This is a genomic window from Streptomyces cynarae, from assembly GCF_025642135.1.
In the GTDB taxonomy this organism is placed as follows: domain Bacteria; phylum Actinomycetota; class Actinomycetes; order Streptomycetales; family Streptomycetaceae; genus Streptomyces; species Streptomyces cynarae.
On record NZ_CP106793.1, the window covers coordinates 7,131,497 to 7,149,377 of the forward strand.

The window sequence follows — 17,881 nt, forward strand, 5'->3', positions numbered from 1 at the left end:
CGGCCCGCGCGCCGTACGGCCGTCAGTCCGCCGACCGTACGGTGGGCGTGGCGACGCTCACCGGCCCGCTGCGCCGGCCGCTCTTGCAGGCGTCGTGGCAGTCCTTCTCCAGGCTGCAGCACAGCGAGCAGACCGCGCCGGAGTGGAACGGGCAGCCCGCCATGTCGGGGCGCTCGAAGGTGTCCGCGCACACCGAGCAGGTCAGCGTCGCCGCCGAGGGCAACCCCCGCTCGTCGAGCAGCGGCTCGTCGAGGGCGTCGACGCGGGCGATGTAGTACCTGCCCTTGGTCGCCACCGCGAACAGCGGTGAGAGCACCATGGCCAGGAACAGGGCGATGAACGGGGAGTACGCCTTGCCGTAGGCGCCGAACGCCTCGAAGTACGCGGCGATGGACACCGCCGAGGCGATCAGCATCGAGCCGAAGCCGACCGGGTTGAAGTTGTACAGGTGCGCCCGCTTGAACTCGATGTACGACGGGCTGAGCCCCAGCGGCTTGTTGATCACCAGGTCGGCCACGACCGCGCCGATCCACGCGATGGCGACGTTCGAGTAGAAGCCCAGCACCGTGTTGAGGAACCCGAACACACCGCCTTCCATCAGCGCGAGCGCGATGCCGACGTTGAGGAAGATGTAGACGACGCGCCCGGGGTGACGATGGGTCAGCCGGGAGAAGAAGTTCGACCAGGACAGCGAACCGGAGTACGCGTTCGTCGAGTTGATCTTGATTTGGGAGAGGATCACGAAGAACGTCGCCAGCCCGAGGGCGACCGGCGCCGCGAACGTCCTGAACCCGTGCACGTACTGCTGGATGGGCTCGTTCGCCTTCGCGAGCCCCACGCTGCCGGCGATGTAGAAGGCCAGGAACGCCCCGCCGATCTGCTTCGCCGCGCCCAGCACCACCCAGCCCGGACCGGCGGACAGCACCGCGCCCCACCACTGCCTGGCGTTCTCGGGCGTCTTGTCCGGCATGAAGCGCAGATAGTCGACCTGCTCACCGATCTGCGCGATCAGCGACAGAGCCACGCCGGCGCCCGCGCCGACACCGAGCATGCTGATGCTCGACCCGGTGGGCGAGTCGCCCGCGAAGTGGGTGAACTCCGAGAATTTACCCGGCTCCTGGATCGCGATGGACACGAACGGCGCGACCATCAGCACCAGCCAGATCGGCTGGGTCCACACCTGCATCTTCGACAGCGCGGTCATGCCGTAGATCACCAGCGGCAGGATGATGAGGGAGCAGATGATGTAGCCGACGGCGAGCGGTATGTGCAGGCCGAGTTCCAGGGCCTGCGCCATGATCGACCCCTCGAGGGCGAAGAAGATGAAGGTGAAGCTGGCGTAGATGACCGAGGTCAGGGTCGAGCCCAGATAGCCGAACCCCGCGCCCCGGGTCAGCAGGTCCATGTCGATGGAGTACTTCGCCGAGTAGTACGAGACCGGGATGCCGGTGAGGAAGATGACCACCGCCGCGGCCAGGATCGCCACCATGGCGCTGGAGAAGCCGTTGGAGATCGCGATCGACCCGCCGATGGCGAAGTCCGCGAGGTAGGCGATGCCGCCCAGGGCCGTGGTGGCCACCACGTACGGCGTCCAGCGGCGGAAGGACTTCGGCGCGTACCGCAGCGAGTAGTCCTCGAGCGTGTCGTTCCGCGTCCAGCCGTTGTACGTCCGGCTCGTGGTGTCCGGTGGCGTCTGCCTGTCGACGATGTCCGTCATGAACCTTCCCTCTTCCGCGAGCTCGCGTCACCTCCCCGACGAGCGGGGCAGTGCTGTTGCACGGAAGAGTCCCGCCGTGTTGTTTCCCGGCCGTTTCGATGCCTTTACGACGGTGGAGTGCGTCATTCCGCCCGGCGTCGGTCCACGTACTCGTACACCGAACCGTCCGGATGCACGGCGATGAGGTTGCGGCCGACCGGGGTCGGCACCGGGCCGGCGATGATACGCGCGCCGAGGTCGCTCAGCACCCGGTGGGCCTCCTCGATGTCCTCCACCGCGATCGTCGCCGCCACCTTGCGCAGGATCTCCAGCTCGGACTCGGGCCCGCTCATCAGCAGGAAACAGCCGACCGCGGCGACCGAGACACCGCCGCGCTCGAAGCGCAGCGCGCGGGCGCCCGTCAGTCTCTCGTAGAACGTGACCGAAGCCTCCAGGTCGTCGACGCAGATACGCAGCGTGGCTCCCAGAATCTCCATGCGCACGAGCCTAGTTGCGGCCGGCCGAAAGGGAGATCGTTTCGCACCGATCCGGGCGCGCACCTGCCGTTACGCGTGCGCGGGCACGGGTACCCGGCGGACATGAACCGCTTGGATCACCTGGAACATCTGGACAAGCATCTGGTCGACGAGCTGGCGCAGGTGGCCCGGGAGGCCGTGCGCGACGAGTTGCGCGAGCAGACCCGCAAGCAGCGCCGCACGGCCGCGCTCTACGCGGCCTCGGGCGCCACCGGACTGTACGCGGGCGCCGGGGTGGCGCTCGCCATCGGTCTGGCGCTGGCCCTGGCCCTGCCCGGCTGGGCCGCCGCGCTGATCACGGCGGCGGTGCTCGGCGTGGCCGCCCACCTGCTGCGCGGCGCGGCTCGCACAGGCGGGCACGGGGCCGCGTCGCACCACGCCGCCCACGGCCTCCGCGGTACGCCGCCCGCCGCCCCGGCCGGCGGGCCCGGGACGCCGTACCCGCCGATGCCGCACACCCCGCCCATGCCGGGCGTCACCGATCCGGCCGCGCCGGGCACCGCGGGTCCTGGAACGGACCCCCAGGCGCCGCAGCACCGGGCCCGGTGAGCCGCCGTGGCCAGGGCATGGTCGGGAGCCCTGCCGAAGCACCGCAGGGCAGTCGTGGTGACCGGGGCCAGCGGCGGCGTGGGCCGAGCCACGGCCGTCGCCTTCGCCAAACGGGGCGACCGGGTCGCTCTGCTCGCCCGGGGCCGCGAGGGCCTCGCCGCGGCCGCGGACGAGGTGCGGCGCGCGCCGGGGTGAGGCGCTCGTCGTCCCCGTCGACGTGTCGGACGCACGGGCGGTCGAGGACGCGGCGGAGCAGGTCGTAGAGGAGTTCGGACGGATCGACGTCTGGGTCAACAACGCGTTCGCCGGTGTCTTCGCGCGGTTCACGGACGTCGCTCCGGACGAGTTCCGCCGGGTCACCGAAGTGACGTACCTGGGCTATGTGTTCGGCACCCGGGCCGCGCTGCGGCACATGCTGCCCGCGGACCACGGGACGATCGTCCAGGTCGGCTCCGCGCTGGCCTACCGTGGCATCCCGCTGCAGTCGGCGTACTGCGGGGCCAAACACGCGATCCAGGGCTTCAACGAGTCGCTGCGCTGCGAGCTGCTGCACGACGGCTCGAAGGTGCGTACGACGATGGTGCAGATGCCGGCGCTCAACACCCCGCAGTTCGACTGGGTGCTCAGCCGGATTCCGGGCCGGGCGCGGCCGGTGGCGCCGGTCTACCAGCCGGAGGTCGCCGCGCGCGCGATCGTCCACGCGGCCGGGCACCCGCGGCGCCGGGAGTACTGGGTGGGCGGGTCCACGGCGGCCACGCTCATCGCCAACGCCGTGATCCCGGGACTGCTGGACCGCTACCTCGCCCGTACCGGGTTCGACTCGCAGCGCGACGAGGGGCAGCAGGGCACCGCGGGCAACCTGTGGTCGCCGGCGGACGGTCCGCACGGCCACGACTACGGCGCCCACGGCCGTTTCGACGCGGAGTCCCGTCCGGACAGCGTGGAGGAGTGGCTGTCCCGCAACCGGACGCGCATCGGTGCGGGCATCCTGGCCGGGGGCCTGGGTGCCGCGGTCACGGCGGCCGGCCTGCGCCGCCGTGGCTGAGCGCGTGGCTGGGCGCATGGACGCGAGCGAACCCCGGGGTGCAGCCCCGGGGTTCGCTCGCTCGCGTCCACCGCGTCACCGCGGCAGCTGCGGCAGCACTTTCGTCCGGTAGAAGTCGAAGAAGCCGCGCTGGTCCGGGCCGATCTGGTTGACGTAGACCACGTCGAAGCCCCCGTCCACGAACGCGGTGAGGGCGGACACGTGCTCCTCCACATCGTCGCCGCACACCCGGTTCTCCCGCACCATGTCCTCCGAGACCAGCGGCATCAGCTGCTCGAAGTGCCTCGGCGTCGGCAGCACCTGCCCCATCTCGCCGGGAAGCAGCTCGTTGGACCACAGCTCGCGGACCGTCCGCACGCACTCCTCGCGGTCTGTCCCATAGCAGACCTTCGCGCCCCCGCTCACCGGCTTGGTGCCGCCCCCGCCCTTGCGGAACTGCGTCACCATCGACTCCTCGGGCATCATCGTGATGTAGCCGTCGCCGATGCGCGCCGCCAGCGCCGTCGCCTCGGGCCCGAAACCGGAGATGTCGATCGGGATCGGTTCGTCGGGGATCGTGTACAGACGGGCGTTCTCCACCTTGTAGTGGGTGCCGTAGTGGGTGACCTGCTCGCCGGTGAACAGCCGGCGCATGATCTGGATCGCCTCTTCCAGCATCTCCAGGCGCACGGTCGTGGGCGGCCACGGATCGCCGAGGATGTGCTCGTTCAGCGCCTCACCCGTGCCCACGCCGAGCCGGAACCGCCCGCCGGTCATCACCGCGCTGGTCGCGGCGGCCTGCGCCACCACCGCCGGGTGCATCCGCACGGTCGGACAGGTCACCGCGGTCTCGACGGGCAGCGACACCGCCTCCGAGAGGGCACCGATCACCGACCACACGAACGGGCTCTGGCCCTGTGCGTCGTTCCACGGGTGGTAGTGGTCCGAGATCCACAGTCGCTGGAAACCGGCCTGCTCGGCCATCCTCGCCTGTTCGATCAGGTCCGCGGGGCCGAACTCCTCGCACGAGAGGAAGTAGCCGTACTCGGTCATGGGTGAACCTCCGGGGAGGGGGTACCGCGTCGGTCACCGGCCGGGTAACCGTGCCGGACATGGACGAAACGCCCGTCCGGCGGCGTTTGGGCGCCCTGACCCGGGGGACGCGGAAGGTCTCGCACGGGTGGCGCATCCGTGCACCCGCCAGGCAGACGACGTACGCGCGAGAACGCCGGAGGCGAATCGTGAGTCGACCCCGCATCCTGATCGTCGGTGCCGGATTCGCCGGGTACCGGACGGCCCGCACCCTGGCCCGGCTGACCCGGCACCGGGCCCACATCACTCTGCTCAACCCGACAGACTACTTTCTGTACCTGCCCCTGCTGCCACAGGTGGCCACCGGCATCCTGGAACCGCGACGGGTCGCCATCTCGCTGTCCGGCACCCTGCGCAATGTCCGCCTCGTGCTCGGCGAGGCCGACGGTGTCGACCTCGACGCGCGCACCGTGCACTACACCGACCCGGAGGGCAACGGCGGCACCCTCGGCTACGACCGGCTCGTCCTCGCCGTCGGCAGCGTCAACAAGCTGCTGCCGATCCCCGGCGTCTCCGAGCACGCCCACGGCTTCAGGGGCATGCCCGAGGCCCTGTACCTGCGCGACCACGTGACGCGCCAGATCGAGCTGGCCGCCACGTCCGACGACCCGAAGACCTGCGCCGCGCGCTGCACCTTCGTGGTGGTCGGCGCCGGCTACACCGGAACCGAGGTCGCCGCTCAGGGCAAGCGGTACACCGACGCGCTCGTGCGCAAGCAGCCGCTGCGCCAGGGCATCGAGCCGCGCTGGATGCTGCTGGACATCGCCCCGCGCGTGCTGCCGGAGATGGACGAGCGGCTCTCCCGCACCGCCGACCGGGTCCTCAGGCGGCGCGGCGTTGACGTGCGGATGGGAACCTCCGTGAAGGAGGCCACGCACGACGGAGTCCTGCTGACCGACGGGGAGTTCGTCGACACCCGCACCCTGGTGTGGTGCGTCGGCGTACGCCCCGACCCGTTCGTGGAGGGCCTCGGCAAGCCCCTGGAGCGCGGCCGGCTGCTTGTCGACCCCTACCTCCAGGTGCCGGGCCACCCCGAGGTGTTCGCCTGCGGTGACGCGGCCGCCGTACCCGACCTGGAGAACCCCGGACAGTACACGCCGATGACGGCGCAGCACGCCTGGCGGCACGGCAAGGTCTGCGCGCGCAACGTCGCCGCCTCCCTCGGCATCGGCTCCCGGCGCGCCTACCGCCACAGCGACCTGGGCTTCGTCGTGGACCTCGGTGGCCCGCAGGCCGCCGCCGCCCGCTCGGCGTGCCGCTGTCGGGGCCGGTCGCCTCGGCCGTCACGCACGGCTACCACCTCGCCGCGATGCCCAGCAACCGCATCCGGGTCGCCGCCGACTGGCTGCTGGACGCCGTCCTGCCGCGCCAGGCCGTCCAGTTGGGGCTGGTCCGCTCCTGGTCGGTGCCGCTGGAGTCGTCGTCGCCGGAACTGGCCCGAGTACCGGGAGGAAACGGCAACGGCAACGGCAACCCGGGCAAGGAGGAACAGACATGAACACACGTCAGCTCACCGAACTCGCCCAGCAGCTGCGCGTCGACAGCGTCCGCGCCTCCGCGGCGGCCGGCTCCGGGCACCCCACCTCCTCGATGTCCGCCGCGGACCTGATGGCCGTCCTGCTGGCCCACCACCTCCGCTACGACTTCGAACGGCCCGCCCACCCCGCCAACGACCGGTTCGTCCTCTCCAAGGGGCACGCCTCACCGCTTCTGTACGCCGCCTACAAGGCCGCGGGCGCGATCAACGAGACCGAGCTGCTCACCTTCCGCAAGCTGGGCAGCCGTCTGGAGGGGCACCCCACGCCGCGCCGGCTGCCCTGGGTGGAGACGGCCACCGGCTCGCTCGGCCAAGGACTGCCCGTGGGCGTGGGCATCGCGCTCGCCGGGCAGCGACTCGACCGCACCGGCTACCGCGTGTGGGTGCTGTGCGGCGACAGCGAACTCGCCGAGGGCTCCGTGTGGGAGGCCGCCGAGCACGCCGGGTACGAGCACCTCGACAACCTGATCGCGATCGTCGACGTCAACCGGCTCGGCCAGCGCGGACCCACCCGCCACGGCCACGACCTGGACGCCTACGCACGCCGCTTCAAGGCCTTCGACTGGCACACCGTCGAAGTCGACGGCCACGACATCGAGGCGATCGACCGCGCTTTCGCCGAGGCGGAGTCCACCGCCGGACAGCCCACCGTCATTCTCGCCCGCACCCTCAAGGGCAAGGGCGTCGCCGCCGTCCAGGACCGCGAGGGCCAGCACGGCAAGCCGCTGCCGGACGCCGACGAGGCGATCGCGGAACTCGGCGGCGTACGCGACCTGCGCGTCGAGGTGCAGGGACCGCCCGCCGCGCGCATGCTGCACGCCGTGCAGGGCGGCCACCTGGAGCTGCCGCGCTACGACTTGGGGGACGAGGTCCCCACCCGCGACGCCTACGGCCAGGCGCTCGCCGCGCTCGGCAACGCACGTGGCGACGTCGTCGCCCTCGACGGCGAGGTCGGCGACTCCACCCGCTCCGAGTACTTCGGCAAGGAGCACCCCGAGCGCTACTTCGAGTGCTACATCGCCGAACAGCAGATGGTCGCCGCCGCCGTCGGCATGGCCGCGCGCGGCTGGGTGCCGTACGCCTCCACGTTCGCCGCGTTCCTCACCCGCGCCCACGACTTCGTGCGCATGGCGTCGATCAGCGGCTCCGGCATCAACCTCGTCGGCTCGCACGCCGGCTGCGCCATCGGCCAGGACGGTCCCTCGCAGATGGGTCTCGAGGACCTCGCGATGTTCCGCTCGGTGTACGACTCGACCGTGCTGTACCCGTGCGACGCCAACCAGACCGCCCGGCTCGTCGCCTCGATGGCCGGCCGTGAGGGCATCCGCTACCTGCGCACCTCGCGCGGGAAGACACCGGTCATCTACGGGCCCACCGAGGAGTTCCCGATCGGCGGCAGCAAGGTGCTGCGCGCCTCCCACGAGGACCGACTCACCGTCGTCGCCGCCGGGGGCACCGTCCACGAGGCGCTGAAGGCCGCCGACGCCCTCGCCCGCCAGGGCGTCCGCGTACGGGTCATCGACCTCTACTCGGTCAAGCCCGTCGACCGCGAGACCCTGCGCGAGGCCGCCGACCGCACCGGCTGCCTGCTCACCGTGGAGGACCACCGTGAGGAGGGCGGCCTCGGCGACGCGGTCCTCGACGCCTTCCTCGACGGGCGGCCCGTACCGCGTCTGGTGCGCCTCGCCGTCCGTACGATGCCGGGCTCGGCGACCCCCGAGGAGCAGCTGCACGCCGCCGGCATCGACGCCGAGTCGATCGCCGCCTCGGCCCGGCTGCTGGTGGAGCACGCCGTGGTGCCGTGAGCGGGGGGAGCGACATGAGCAGCACGCGGACCGTGCGGGCCGGCCGCCGCACGGTCGAGGTGCACCGGCCGGACAAGGTGCTCTTCCCCGGCGCCAGGGACGGAGGGGACGGGGACGGCAAGGAGTACACCAAGGCCGACCTCGTGGAGTACTACCGATCCGTCGCCCCCTTCATGCTGCCGCACCTGCGCGGCCGGCCCCTGATGCTGGAGCGGCACCCGGACGGCGTGGACGGGCCCCGCTTCATGCAGAAGAACACCCCGGAGCACTACCCGGAGTGGATCCGGCGCGTCGAACTCCCCAAGGAGGGCGGCACCGTCTGCCACACCGTCTGCGACGACACCGCCACCCTCCTCTACCTCGCCGACCAGGCCTGCCTCACCCTGCACCGCTGGCTCTCCCGCGCCGACCGGCTGCAGCGGCCCGACCGGATCGTCCTCGACCTCGACCCGGCGGACGGCGACTTCGGCCAGGTGCGCGCAGCCGCCAGGCTGGTGGGGGAGCTGCTGGACGAACTGCGGTTGCCGTCCGGCCTGATGACCACCGGTTCGCGGGGCCTGCACGTCGTCGTCCCCATCAGCGGCGACCAAGACTTCGATGAGGCACGGCGGTTCGCGAGGGACATCGCCGACGTCCTCGCCGCCGCCCACCCCGACCTGCTCACCACCGCCGCCCGCAAGAAGGACCGCGGCGACCGCCTCTACCTCGACGTGCAGCGCAACGCGTACGCGCAGACCGCGGTCGCCCCCTTCACCGTACGCGCGCTGCCGGGCGCACCGGTCGCCACGCCGCTGTCCTGGGGCCAGCTGGACGACCCGGCTCTGAACGCCCGCCGCTGGACCGTCGCCGACGCGGTGGACCAGGCCCGCACCGACCCCTGGGCGGATGTGCCGCCCCGGGGGCGTTCCCTCGCACGTGCCCGGCGGCGGCTCGACGACCTGCGCGGTTGAGGCCCGGCCGAAGCCCTCGGACATCCGAAGGTTTGGCCAACGCCCTTGTGGCCACCCGGTGGTGGAGGTGGCCATGTCGAACACATCACGTACACATTCACGGAACTCCCCCGAGAACAGCGACCGGGCGGACGGCCGGCCGAGCCCCATGGAGGTGCTGCGCCATGCGCGCGCCCAGTTCACGGAGCTCACCGGACTGGCCGCCGAGTCGGTGTCGTCCTTCGAACCCACCGAGGACGGCTGGACGCTCGACATCGAGGTCCTCGAACTCGCCCGGGTCCCCGACACCATGAGTCTGCTCGCGAGCTATTCGGTGGACGTGTCCGCCGACGGCGAGCTCACGGGATACCGGAAGGTTCGCCGCTACGAGCGCGGGAGGGCCGACACACGCAGGGGCGGCGGCAGCTAGCCCGCCGCACGCACCGACACACAGACAAGGAGGGCCGGTCGGCATGACCGTTGTCCCGGCACAACAGACATCCGGAGGCGGCTCCAGCGGCCTGTACGACGTCCTGGAACTCGTCCTCGACCGAGGGCTCGTCATCGACGCGTTCGTGCGCGTCTCCCTCGTCGGCATCGAGATCCTGAAGATAGACGTACGGGTCGTCGTCGCCAGCGTCGACACCTATCTGCGCTTCGCCGAGGCGTGCAACCGGCTCGACCTGGAGGCCGGTCCGCGCAAGAACCCCGGACTGCCCGACCTGGTCGGGGAGATGACCGAGTCCGGCGCGCGCGGCAAGTCCAAGGGCGCGCTGTCCGGCGCCGCCGAGACCATATCCGACGCCTTCCGGCAGGCCCGCGAGGAGGCCCAGGCCGAACCGAGCCGGCGCAGCCGTAAGTCGACGGCCTCGCGCGAGAAGGAGGAGCAGGAGTGAGCACGTACGTCTACGGCATCGCCGCGGCCGACCACCCCTCGCTCCCCGACGGCATGGGCGGCGTCGGCGATCCGGCCCGGACGGTGCGCATCCTGAAGCGGGGCGAACTGGCGGCGATCGTCAGTGACGCCCCCGAAGGACTGCGCCCCAAGCGACGTGACCTGCTCGCCCACCAGAACGTACTGAGCGAGGCGGCCGCGGGCGGGCCGATCCTGCCCATGCGGTTCGGCAGCCTCGCACCGGACGACGACGCCGTCACCGGCGTCCTCGAAGAGCGCGCCGACCACTACCGGGAGCGGCTCGTCACCCTGGACGGCAAGGTCGAGTACAACATCAAGGCCAGCCACGACGAGGAGGCCGTCCTGCACCGCGTGATGGCCGAGAACCCCGAGGTCCGAACCCTCGCGGAGGCCAACCGCAAGGCGGGAGGCGGAAGTTACGAGGAGAAGCTCAAGCTCGGCGAGATGGTGGCGGCCGCGGTGCAGAGCCGCGAGGCCGAGGACGCCAGGGAGCTCCAGCGCGCCCTGGAGTCCGCCGCCGATGCCGTCAGCGTGGGCCCCGAGTCCACCGGCTGGCTCGCCAACGTCTCGTTCCTGGTGGCGCGTGACACGGCCGACACGTTCCTGGCCGCCGTCGAACAGCTCCGCAAGGCGCACCCGCACCTCGACGTGCGCGTGAACGGGCCGCTGCCGCCGTACAGCTTCGTCGAGCCAGGGCCGTCCGAGCCCGCGGGCAGCCAGACGGCCGCCGCCCAGGGGTGAGCGCATGGGCCTGATCGGTGAGGTGCTGATGCTGCCGTTCGCCCCGGTGCGCGGCAGCCTCTGGGCGGTGAGACAGGTGCTCGCCGAGGCCGAGCGACAGTACTACGACCCCGCGGCCGTACGCGCCGAACTCGCACGGCTGGAGGAGAGACTGGACGCGGGGGAGATCGACGAGGAGGAGTTCGACCGGCTGGAGGACGTGCTCCTGGACCGGCTGGAGACCGGTCTGGGCCGCGGCCCTGGAACAGCCGACGGGACGACACGATGAACCGACTGGAACTCGGCCTCGCCCTGGGCATCGCCTACGCCCTGGGACGCAGGAGCAGAACGAAGACACTGGAGCCGACCCGTACGGCGACGGCCGGCCGCGACCCGGGCGTCGAGCGTCTCGAGCAGGAGGTGAGGGCCTATCTGCTGACGCGCGCCCAGCCCCTGCTGGCCGTCCTCGGGCGCAAGGTCGGCGCGCTCAGCGTCAGGCTCAACGACATCGCCGAGGGCAACAGCCCAGCGCTCAGGCGGGTCGCACTCGCCGTGGGCCGCCATGTCACCAGGAGCCGGACCCGGTCGCTCCCCGCGGCCGGGCCCGAGCCCCGGGAACTCGAGGAGGGGAGCGGCCCATGACCACCCCAGGACGACTGCCCGACCCCTACGGGCAGGGCGGCGGCGCCAACCTCGCCGACATTCTCGAACGCGTCCTCGACAAGGGCGTGGTGATCGCCGGCGACATTCGGATCAACCTGCTCGACATCGAACTGCTCACCATCAAGCTCCGCCTCGTCGTCGCCTCCGTCGACCGGGCGAAGGAGATGGGCATCGACTGGTGGGAGACCGACCCGGCGCTCTCGTCCCGCGCCCGCCAGAACGAACTGGCCCGGGAGAACGCCGAACTGCGCGACCGGCTGGCCGAACTGGAAGGCGCGCGCGGCGAGAAGGAGGCGTCGTGAACGGACTGCGGTACGTGTACGCCGTCTGCCGCCCCTTTCACGCGGCGCTCGAGGACGGCCCGGTGGGCGTCGCGGGCGTGCCGCCCAGGCAGTTGGCGCACGACGGCCTCGTCGCCGTCGTCAGCACGGTCCCGGAACGGGACTTCGCGGAGGAGCCGCTGCGCGCCCGTCTGGAGGACCTGGACTGGCTGGCCGCCACCGCCCGCGCCCACCAGGGCGTCGTGGACGCGCTCACCGCCGTCACCACGCCCCTGCCGCTGCGGCTCGCCACGGTGTTCCGTGACGACAGCGGCGTACGCGCGATGCTCCAGGAGCGGGCGGACGACTTCCACCGCGCCCTCGACCGTCTGGACGGCCGGGTCGAATGGGGCGTCAAGGTGTACGCACAGACGGAACACACGCAAGGACAGACCCAAACGCAAGGACAGACGCAGGGACAGACGCCAGGAGCGGAAAGTCCGGGAGGGGCGGAAGGGGCCGGCAATGCCTCCCAGCCGCCGCGGAAACCGGTCTCCGGCCGCGACTACCTGCGCCAGCGCCGTGTGCGCCGGCAGGCCCACGAGGAAATGCAGGAGAACACCGAACGGTTCGCCCGTCGACTGCACGAGAATCTTTCCGGCTGCGCCGAGGATTTCCGGCTGCACGCCCCGCAGAATCCTGCACTCTCCGGTTCTTCCGGTCGGAATGTGCTCAACGCGGCTTATCTTGTGCCGCGTTCCGGGTCCGAGGCGTTCGTGACAAAAGTGGAGCAGGAGAAAAGCGGAATTACCGGGGTGCGGGTCGAACTCACCGGGCCCTGGGCGGCGTACTCGTTCAGCGGCGTCGAAGGGCGGGAGGGGCCGTGACCGCCGGCGGACTTCAGCACCGTCAGGTCGCCCTGGTGGACCTGCTCGACCGGCTGCTGGCCGGCGGCGTCGTCATCACCGGCGACCTCACCCTGCGCATCGCGGACGTCGACCTCGTCCGCATCGACCTCAACGCGCTGATCAGCTCGGTCGGCGCCCAGGTGCCGGCCCCCTGGCCGGAGGAGCGGTGACATGAGTGACGGACGCAACCGACTCGACCTGGAACCCGACACCGTGGAGCGTGACCTGGTCAAGCTCGTGCTGACCGTCGTGGAGCTGCTGCGCCAGCTCATGGAGCGGCAGGCACTGCGCAGGTTCGACACCGGCGAACTCACCGAGGACCAGGAGGAGCGCATCGGGCTCACCCTGATGCTGCTGGAGGACCGTATGGCTCAGCTCCGGGAGCGCTACGGACTGCGGCCCGAGGACCTGAATCTGGACCTCGGGCCGCTTGGATCGTTGCTGCCGCGGGAGTGATCGCCGAAGGATCACGGGAATCAGGTGCCCGGGCGGATCACCGCCCGGGCACCGCCGATTCACCAGCGATACCATCGGCCCCGTCCGCCGGCCGCCGTGGTGCCGCGGGCCAGGAAGCCCACGAGCCAGACGACCAGCACCGCCAGGGCGATCCACCACAGTGCCTTCACGGCGAATCCGACGCCGAAGAGAATCACGGCCAGAAGAAGAACGAGCAGGATCGGAACCATAGTCACACCTCCTGCCATCCAAGTTTCCCGAACGGCGGGAATCAGGCCTCTTTTCGGCAGAGAATTTCTCCGTGCAGCACCGAGAACCATCCGTCCTCGTGCCGGCCCCATTCCCGCCAGGCGGCCGAAACGGCCCTCAGGTCTTCCGCGGTCGCATGGCCACCATCCGTCGCCCGGTCGGCGTACGCCGAGGCGAGCGTACGGTCCGCCCACAGTCCTCTCCACCAGGCCCGCTCCTCGGTGGTGGCGAAGGTCCAGGTGCCGGAGGTGGCGGTGACATCCCTGATGCCCGCCCGCAGCGCCCAGGACTTCAGGCGCCGCCCCGCGTCGGGTTCGCCGCCGTTGGCGCGGGCGACCCGCTCGTACAGGTCCAGCCAGTCGTCCAGGCCCTGGGACGCCGGGTACCAGGTCATCGCCCCGTAGTCGGCGTCGCGCGCGGCGATGAAACCACCCGGCCGGGTGACCCGGTGCATCTCGCGCAGCGCCTGCACCGGGTCACCGACGTGCTGGAGCACCTGGTGGGCGTGGACCACGCAGAACGTGTCGTCCGGGTAGTCCAGCGCATGTACGTCCGCGACCGCGAAGTCCACGTTGGTGACCCCCCGGGCGTCGGCCGTCGCCCGGGCCTGGTCCAGGATCTCCGGGGCGCGGTCGACGCCGGTGACATGACCGTCGGGGACCAGGGCCGCCAGGTCCGCGGTGATGGTGCCCGGGCCGCAGCCGATGTCCAGGATCCTCATGTGCGGCTTCAGCGAGCCGAGGAGGTACGCCGCGGAGTTGGCGGCGGTCCGCCAGGTGTGCGAGCGCAGCACGGACTCGTGGTGGCCGTGCGTGTAGACGGCCGTCTCCTTCGGCATGACGATCCTCTTCCCCTCGTACGGACCCGGGCGTCGCCGCGGGCGGTACGTGTCACGGTAAGCCATCGAACCGAATGATGAGACGGCCGTCTTACTATATGGACGAGCGGCTGTGGCAGGGGGAGGGCAGGCGCCGGGAGCCCTCAACACCGGCGACGCAGGGGTCAGTCGGCGGGCAGCGGCCGGTAGACGGTCAGCGCCTCGGGCAGCGCCTCGAGGGTCACCTCGCCCTGGACGGCGGTGACCTCGCCGTCATAGGCGAGGAGGGTGCCGGGGGCGACTCCGTCCAGGTGCAGTCGCCGGACCCGTAGGGCAGCGTGGAACGGCGAGCGCGACAGCGGGCCCGCGAACGCGGCCGCCAGCAGACGGGCGGCGGGACGGCGCCCGCCGTGCACCACCCGTACGTCGAGCAGCCCGTCGGCCAGGTCGTGGCGGCGGCCGGGCACCAGGCCCATGCGGTGGTAGGTGCCGTTGCCCGCGAACAGCAGCCACAGCGGGTGGGTTCGGTCGCCGACACGTACGGCCAGGGGGTGGCGGTCGGCCCGCAGGACCCGCCAGGCGGCGAGCACACCGGCCGGCCAGCCTCCGATCCGGGGGGACCAGCGTTCCCGCTCGCGCACCAGCTCCGGGTACACGCCGAGGCTGCAGGTGTTGAGGAAGCAGCCCTGGGTCTCACCCGAGGTGAACCGGCCCACGTCGACCCGGACGGCGTCGCCCCGCGTGAGGGCGCCCACCAGGTCACGGGGGTCCTCCACGCCGAGGTCCAGCGCGAAGTGGTTGAGGGTGCCGCCGGGGAGCACGGCGAGCGGGAGGCCGTGGCGCAGGGCCACGCCGGCCGCCGTGTTCACCGTGCCGTCGCCGCCGCACACGCCGAGGACACGGGCGCGGGCGGCCGCCTTCTCCAACTCGGTGCGGACCTCGGGCGGTTCGCACTCCACGGTCTCCGCGCCGGGGAGCGCGTCCGTGAGCGCCTGTACCCGGTCCCAGGTCGCCGCGCCCTTGTTCACGACGACCACGAGCCCCGTGCCGTCGCCGAGCGCGGGCGCGAGGGGTTCTGGCGAGGCGGCGGCCTCGGGGAGCGCCGGCGGTCGGGCGGCGGCAGCAGATCGCGGGTCGGGACGAGGCCCCGTACGGCGTAGGCGGCGCCCACACCCAGGGCCGCGCCCGCGAGGACATCGCTCGGGAAGTGGACGCCGGTGTAGACACGGGAGACGGCGACGGCGGTGGCGAGCGGCGCGACGGCGGCACCCCAGCCACGCGATTCCAGGGCGACACCGGTGGCGAAGGCGGCGGCCGAGGCGGAGTGACCGGACGGGAAGGAGGTCGTGATCGGCTGCCGCTTGAGGCGGCGCACGGCCGGGACCGGATCGAGGACGGGACGGGGGCGGCGGACCGACCGCTTGCCGAGGGTGTTGATGGTGGCGGAGGCGAGCGTGAGGGAGGCGACACCGCGGGCGGCCGCGCGGCGGGCCCGGGGGCTGCGGGTGGCGGCGAGGGCGGCGGCGGTGGCGAACCACAGCACACCGTGGTTGGCGGCCCGGCTCAGGCGGGGGAGCAGGCGGTCGGCGCCGGGCCAGTGGCGGGCGGCGACGGACTCGAACAGCCGGCAGTCGAGGCCGAGGAGGTGGTCGCGGAGGGGGTGGGGGCCGGGTGGCTGGGTGGTGAGGTCGACATCAGCGCTCATGGCCCTGCGAGTACCCCGACGAACGCTTTTCGCCCCCGCCGCCCTCACCCGTCCCACCCCCAGGGGGTCCGCCCCTTCCACCCCGGCTGGGGCTCCGCCCCTGGACCCGGCTGGGGCTCCGCCCCTGGACCCGGCTGGGGCTCCGCCCCAGACCCCGTTCGGGGGCGGCCCCCGGGCCCCCGCTCCTCAAACGCCGGAGGGGCTGACAATTCAGCCCGTCTGGGGTCCCCCCTGCTCGAAGAGCTCGGGGAGTTCGAGGACGAGGCCGTCAAGGCCGACAGGGGGTCTGGGGGCGCAGCCCCCAGGGGACGGGACGGGTAGGGGCGGTGGGGGCGAAAACCCTTTGCTCGGCCTCGGCGCGGCGCTCACAATGCGCCCCATGGGACACCTTGAAGCCGCGCACCTCGAGTACCACCTCCCCGACGGGAGGACCCTGCTCGGCGATGTGTCCTTCCGCGTCGGCGACGGCACCGTCGTCGCCCTCGTCGGCCCCAACGGCGCAGGCAAGACCACCCTGTTGCGCCTGCTCTCCGGCGAGCTGAAACCCCACGCCGGCACGGTCACCGTCACCGGCGGCCTCGGCGTCATGCGACAGTTCGTCGGTTCCGTCCGCGACGACACGACCGTACGCGACCTCCTCGTCTCGGTCGCCCCGCCCCGCATCCGCGAAGCGGCCCGCGCCGTCGACGCCGCCGAGCACGCCATCATGACCGTCGACGACGAGGCAGCCCAGCTCCGCTACGCGCAGGCGCTCGCAGACTGGGGTGAGGCCGGCGGCTACGACGCCGAGACCCTGTGGGACATCTGCGCCACCGCCGCACTCGGCGTCCCCTACGACAGGGCCCAGTGGCGCCAGGTCCGCACCCTCTCCGGCGGCGAGCAGAAACGGCTCGTCCTTGAGGCCCTGCTGCGCGGCGGCGACGAGGTCCTGCTCCTCGACGAGCCCGACAACTACCTCGACGTACCAGGCAAGCGGTGGCTCGAGGAACGGCTGGCCGAGACCCGCAAGACGGTCCTGTTCGTCTCCCACGACCGGGAACTCCTCGCTCGCGCCGCCGAGAAGATCGTCACCGTGGAGCCCGGGCCGGCCGGCGCCGACGCCTGGGTGCACGGCGGCAGCTTCGCCACGTACCACGAGGCCCGCCGCGAGCGGTTCGCCCGCTTCGAGGAGTTGCGCCGCCGCTGGGACGAGAAGCACGCCCAGTTGAAGAAGCTGGTGCTGAACCTCCGCCAGGCGGCCACCGTCAGCCATGAGCTGGCGTCCCGTTACCAGGCCGCCCAGACCCGGCTGAGGAAGTTCGAGGAGGCCGGCCCGCCGCCGGAGCCGCCGCGCGAGCAGAACATCACCATGCGGCTCAAGGGCGGCCGTACCGGCGTACGGGCCGTGACCTGTCAGGGGCTCGAACTGACCGGGCTGATGAAACCGTTCGACCTCGAGGTCTTCTACGGCGAACGGGTCGCCGTCCTCGGCTCCAACGGCTCCGGCAAGTCGCACTTCCTGCGTCTCCTCGCCGGTGACGACGTCGCCCACACCGGGCAGTGGAAGCTCGGCGCGAGGGTCGTACCGGGCCACTTCGCCCAGACCCACGCCCATCCGGAGCTCCAGGGCCGCACGCTCCTCGACATCCTCTGGAAGGAGCACGCCCAGGACCGCGGCGCCGCCATGTCCCGGCTGCGGCGCTACGAGCTGACGGGCCAGGCCGAGCAGGACTTCGACCGGCTCTCCGGCGGCCAGCAGGCCCGGTTCCAGATCCTGCTGCTGGAACTCGAGGGGGCGACCGCGCTGCTGCTCGACGAGCCGACCGACAACCTCGACCTGGAGTCCGCCGAGGCGCTCCAGGAGGGGCTCGACAGCTTCGAGGGCACGGTCCTCGCCGTCACTCACGACCGCTGGTTCGCCCGCTCCTTCGACCGCTACTTGGTTTTCGGCGCGGACGGCCGGGTCCGGGAGACCTCGGAGCCGGTGTGGGACGAGCGCAGAGTGGAGCGCGCACGCTAGGCGCAGGCCCGGCGCACGGG

The 17,881-nt window shown here is 71.9% G+C and carries 18 protein-coding genes and 3 pseudogenes; 15 read left to right on the forward strand and 6 right to left on the reverse strand.

All coding sequences use genetic code 11. The features are described 5' to 3' along the window. Positions 1–22 precede the first annotated feature (22 nt). Together N8I84_RS32345 and N8I84_RS32350 are read right to left on the reverse strand one after the other, a co-directional pair. A complete protein-coding gene (locus N8I84_RS32345) occupies positions 23–1,717 on the reverse strand; it encodes a purine-cytosine permease family protein (RefSeq protein WP_263232948.1) in 1,695 nt (564 codons plus the stop codon). Between the two features lie 122 nt (positions 1,718–1,839). Further along, positions 1,840–2,193: a VOC family protein gene (locus tag N8I84_RS32350; RefSeq protein WP_263232950.1), complete on the reverse strand. Its 354-nt coding sequence runs from the start codon at positions 2,191–2,193 to the stop codon at positions 1,840–1,842. A 102-nt stretch (positions 2,194–2,295) separates the two neighbouring features. Here N8I84_RS32350 and N8I84_RS32355 point away from each other — a divergent pair, with 102 nt between their 5' ends. Further along, entirely contained in the window at positions 2,296–2,781 is a 486-nt protein-coding gene (locus N8I84_RS32355; protein WP_263232952.1) for a phage holin family protein, read from the forward strand. A 54-nt stretch (positions 2,782–2,835) separates the two neighbouring features. Beyond that, positions 2,836–3,826 (forward strand): annotated as a pseudogene (locus N8I84_RS32360) (SDR family oxidoreductase). 75 nt (positions 3,827–3,901) lie between these two features. On the opposite strand, the gene N8I84_RS32365 reads toward N8I84_RS32360, so the two are convergent. Beyond that, a complete protein-coding gene (locus tag N8I84_RS32365; RefSeq protein WP_263232953.1) occupies positions 3,902–4,858 on the reverse strand; it encodes an LLM class F420-dependent oxidoreductase in 957 nt (318 codons plus the stop codon). Between the two features lie 188 nt (positions 4,859–5,046). On the opposite strand from N8I84_RS32365, the pseudogene N8I84_RS32370 reads away from it, so the two are divergent. The 12 genes and pseudogenes from N8I84_RS32370 to N8I84_RS32425 all read left to right on the forward strand — a co-directional run bounded on the left by N8I84_RS32370 (position 5,047) and on the right by N8I84_RS32425 (position 13,091). Continuing rightward, positions 5,047–6,395: pseudogene (locus N8I84_RS32370) on the forward strand (NAD(P)/FAD-dependent oxidoreductase). After that, complete coding sequence (locus N8I84_RS32375; protein ID WP_263232955.1) at positions 6,392–8,239, forward strand: transketolase; 1,848 nt, start codon at positions 6,392–6,394, stop codon at positions 8,237–8,239. Before N8I84_RS32370 ends, N8I84_RS32375 begins: the two are co-directional and overlap by 4 nt. Before the next feature lie 14 nt (positions 8,240–8,253). Then, a complete protein-coding gene (ligD, locus tag N8I84_RS32380; protein WP_263232956.1) occupies positions 8,254–9,189 on the forward strand; it encodes a non-homologous end-joining DNA ligase in 936 nt (311 codons plus the stop codon). Positions 9,190–9,262: 73 nt separating this feature from the next. Then, entirely contained in the window at positions 9,263–9,598 is a 336-nt protein-coding gene (locus N8I84_RS32385) for a gas vesicle protein GvpO (protein WP_263232958.1), read from the forward strand. A 43-nt stretch (positions 9,599–9,641) separates the two neighbouring features. Further along, positions 9,642–10,064, forward strand: a complete 423-nt coding sequence (locus tag N8I84_RS32390) for a gas vesicle structural protein GvpA (protein WP_263232959.1) — start codon at positions 9,642–9,644, stop codon at positions 10,062–10,064. Next, positions 10,061–10,825 (forward strand): GvpL/GvpF family gas vesicle protein, encoded by a 765-nt coding sequence (locus N8I84_RS32395; protein WP_263232960.1) that lies wholly within the window; start codon positions 10,061–10,063, stop codon positions 10,823–10,825. Before N8I84_RS32390 ends, N8I84_RS32395 begins: the two co-directional genes overlap by 4 nt. 4 nt (positions 10,826–10,829) lie before the next feature. Beyond that, on the forward strand, positions 10,830–11,093 hold the full coding sequence (locus N8I84_RS32400) for a gas vesicle protein GvpG (RefSeq protein ID WP_263232961.1): 264 nt from the start codon (positions 10,830–10,832) through the stop codon (positions 11,091–11,093). Next, positions 11,090–11,446 carry a hypothetical protein gene (locus N8I84_RS32405; RefSeq protein ID WP_263232962.1) on the forward strand — a complete coding sequence of 119 codons (357 nt, stop codon included), beginning with the start codon at positions 11,090–11,092 and terminating at the stop codon, positions 11,444–11,446. Before N8I84_RS32400 ends, N8I84_RS32405 begins: the two co-directional genes overlap by 4 nt. Further along, positions 11,443–11,769 (forward strand): gas vesicle protein, encoded by a 327-nt coding sequence (locus N8I84_RS32410; protein ID WP_263232963.1) that lies wholly within the window; start codon positions 11,443–11,445, stop codon positions 11,767–11,769. Before N8I84_RS32405 ends, N8I84_RS32410 begins: the two co-directional genes overlap by 4 nt. Further along, positions 11,766–12,614: a GvpL/GvpF family gas vesicle protein gene (locus N8I84_RS32415; protein WP_263232964.1), complete on the forward strand. Its 849-nt coding sequence runs from the start codon at positions 11,766–11,768 to the stop codon at positions 12,612–12,614. Before N8I84_RS32410 ends, N8I84_RS32415 begins: the two co-directional genes overlap by 4 nt. After that, complete coding sequence (locus N8I84_RS32420) at positions 12,611–12,805, forward strand: gas vesicle protein (protein ID WP_103843333.1); 195 nt, start codon at positions 12,611–12,613, stop codon at positions 12,803–12,805. Before N8I84_RS32415 ends, N8I84_RS32420 begins: the two co-directional genes overlap by 4 nt. A gap of 1 nt (position 12,806) precedes the next feature. Further along, complete coding sequence (locus N8I84_RS32425; protein ID WP_200417981.1) at positions 12,807–13,091, forward strand: gas vesicle protein K; 285 nt, start codon at positions 12,807–12,809, stop codon at positions 13,089–13,091. A 59-nt stretch (positions 13,092–13,150) separates the two neighbouring features. On the opposite strand, the gene N8I84_RS32430 is transcribed toward N8I84_RS32425, so the two are convergent. The 3 genes and pseudogenes from N8I84_RS32430 to N8I84_RS32440 all read right to left on the reverse strand — a co-directional run bounded on the left by N8I84_RS32430 (position 13,151) and on the right by N8I84_RS32440 (position 15,862). Continuing rightward, positions 13,151–13,321: a hydrophobic protein gene (locus N8I84_RS32430; RefSeq protein ID WP_200417980.1), complete on the reverse strand. Its 171-nt coding sequence runs from the start codon at positions 13,319–13,321 to the stop codon at positions 13,151–13,153. Between the two features lie 41 nt (positions 13,322–13,362). Continuing rightward, positions 13,363–14,178 (reverse strand): class I SAM-dependent methyltransferase, encoded by an 816-nt coding sequence (locus N8I84_RS32435; RefSeq protein WP_263232966.1) that lies wholly within the window; start codon positions 14,176–14,178, stop codon positions 13,363–13,365. Between the two features lie 164 nt (positions 14,179–14,342). Further along, a pseudogene (locus N8I84_RS32440) lies at positions 14,343–15,862 on the reverse strand (phosphatase PAP2 family protein). A gap of 379 nt (positions 15,863–16,241) precedes the next feature. Between N8I84_RS32440 and N8I84_RS32445 the strand changes: the two are divergent. Continuing rightward, on the forward strand, positions 16,242–17,861 hold the full coding sequence (locus N8I84_RS32445) for an ABC-F family ATP-binding cassette domain-containing protein (RefSeq protein WP_263232967.1): 1,620 nt from the start codon (positions 16,242–16,244) through the stop codon (positions 17,859–17,861). The last annotated feature ends 20 nt before the right edge of the window (positions 17,862–17,881 follow it).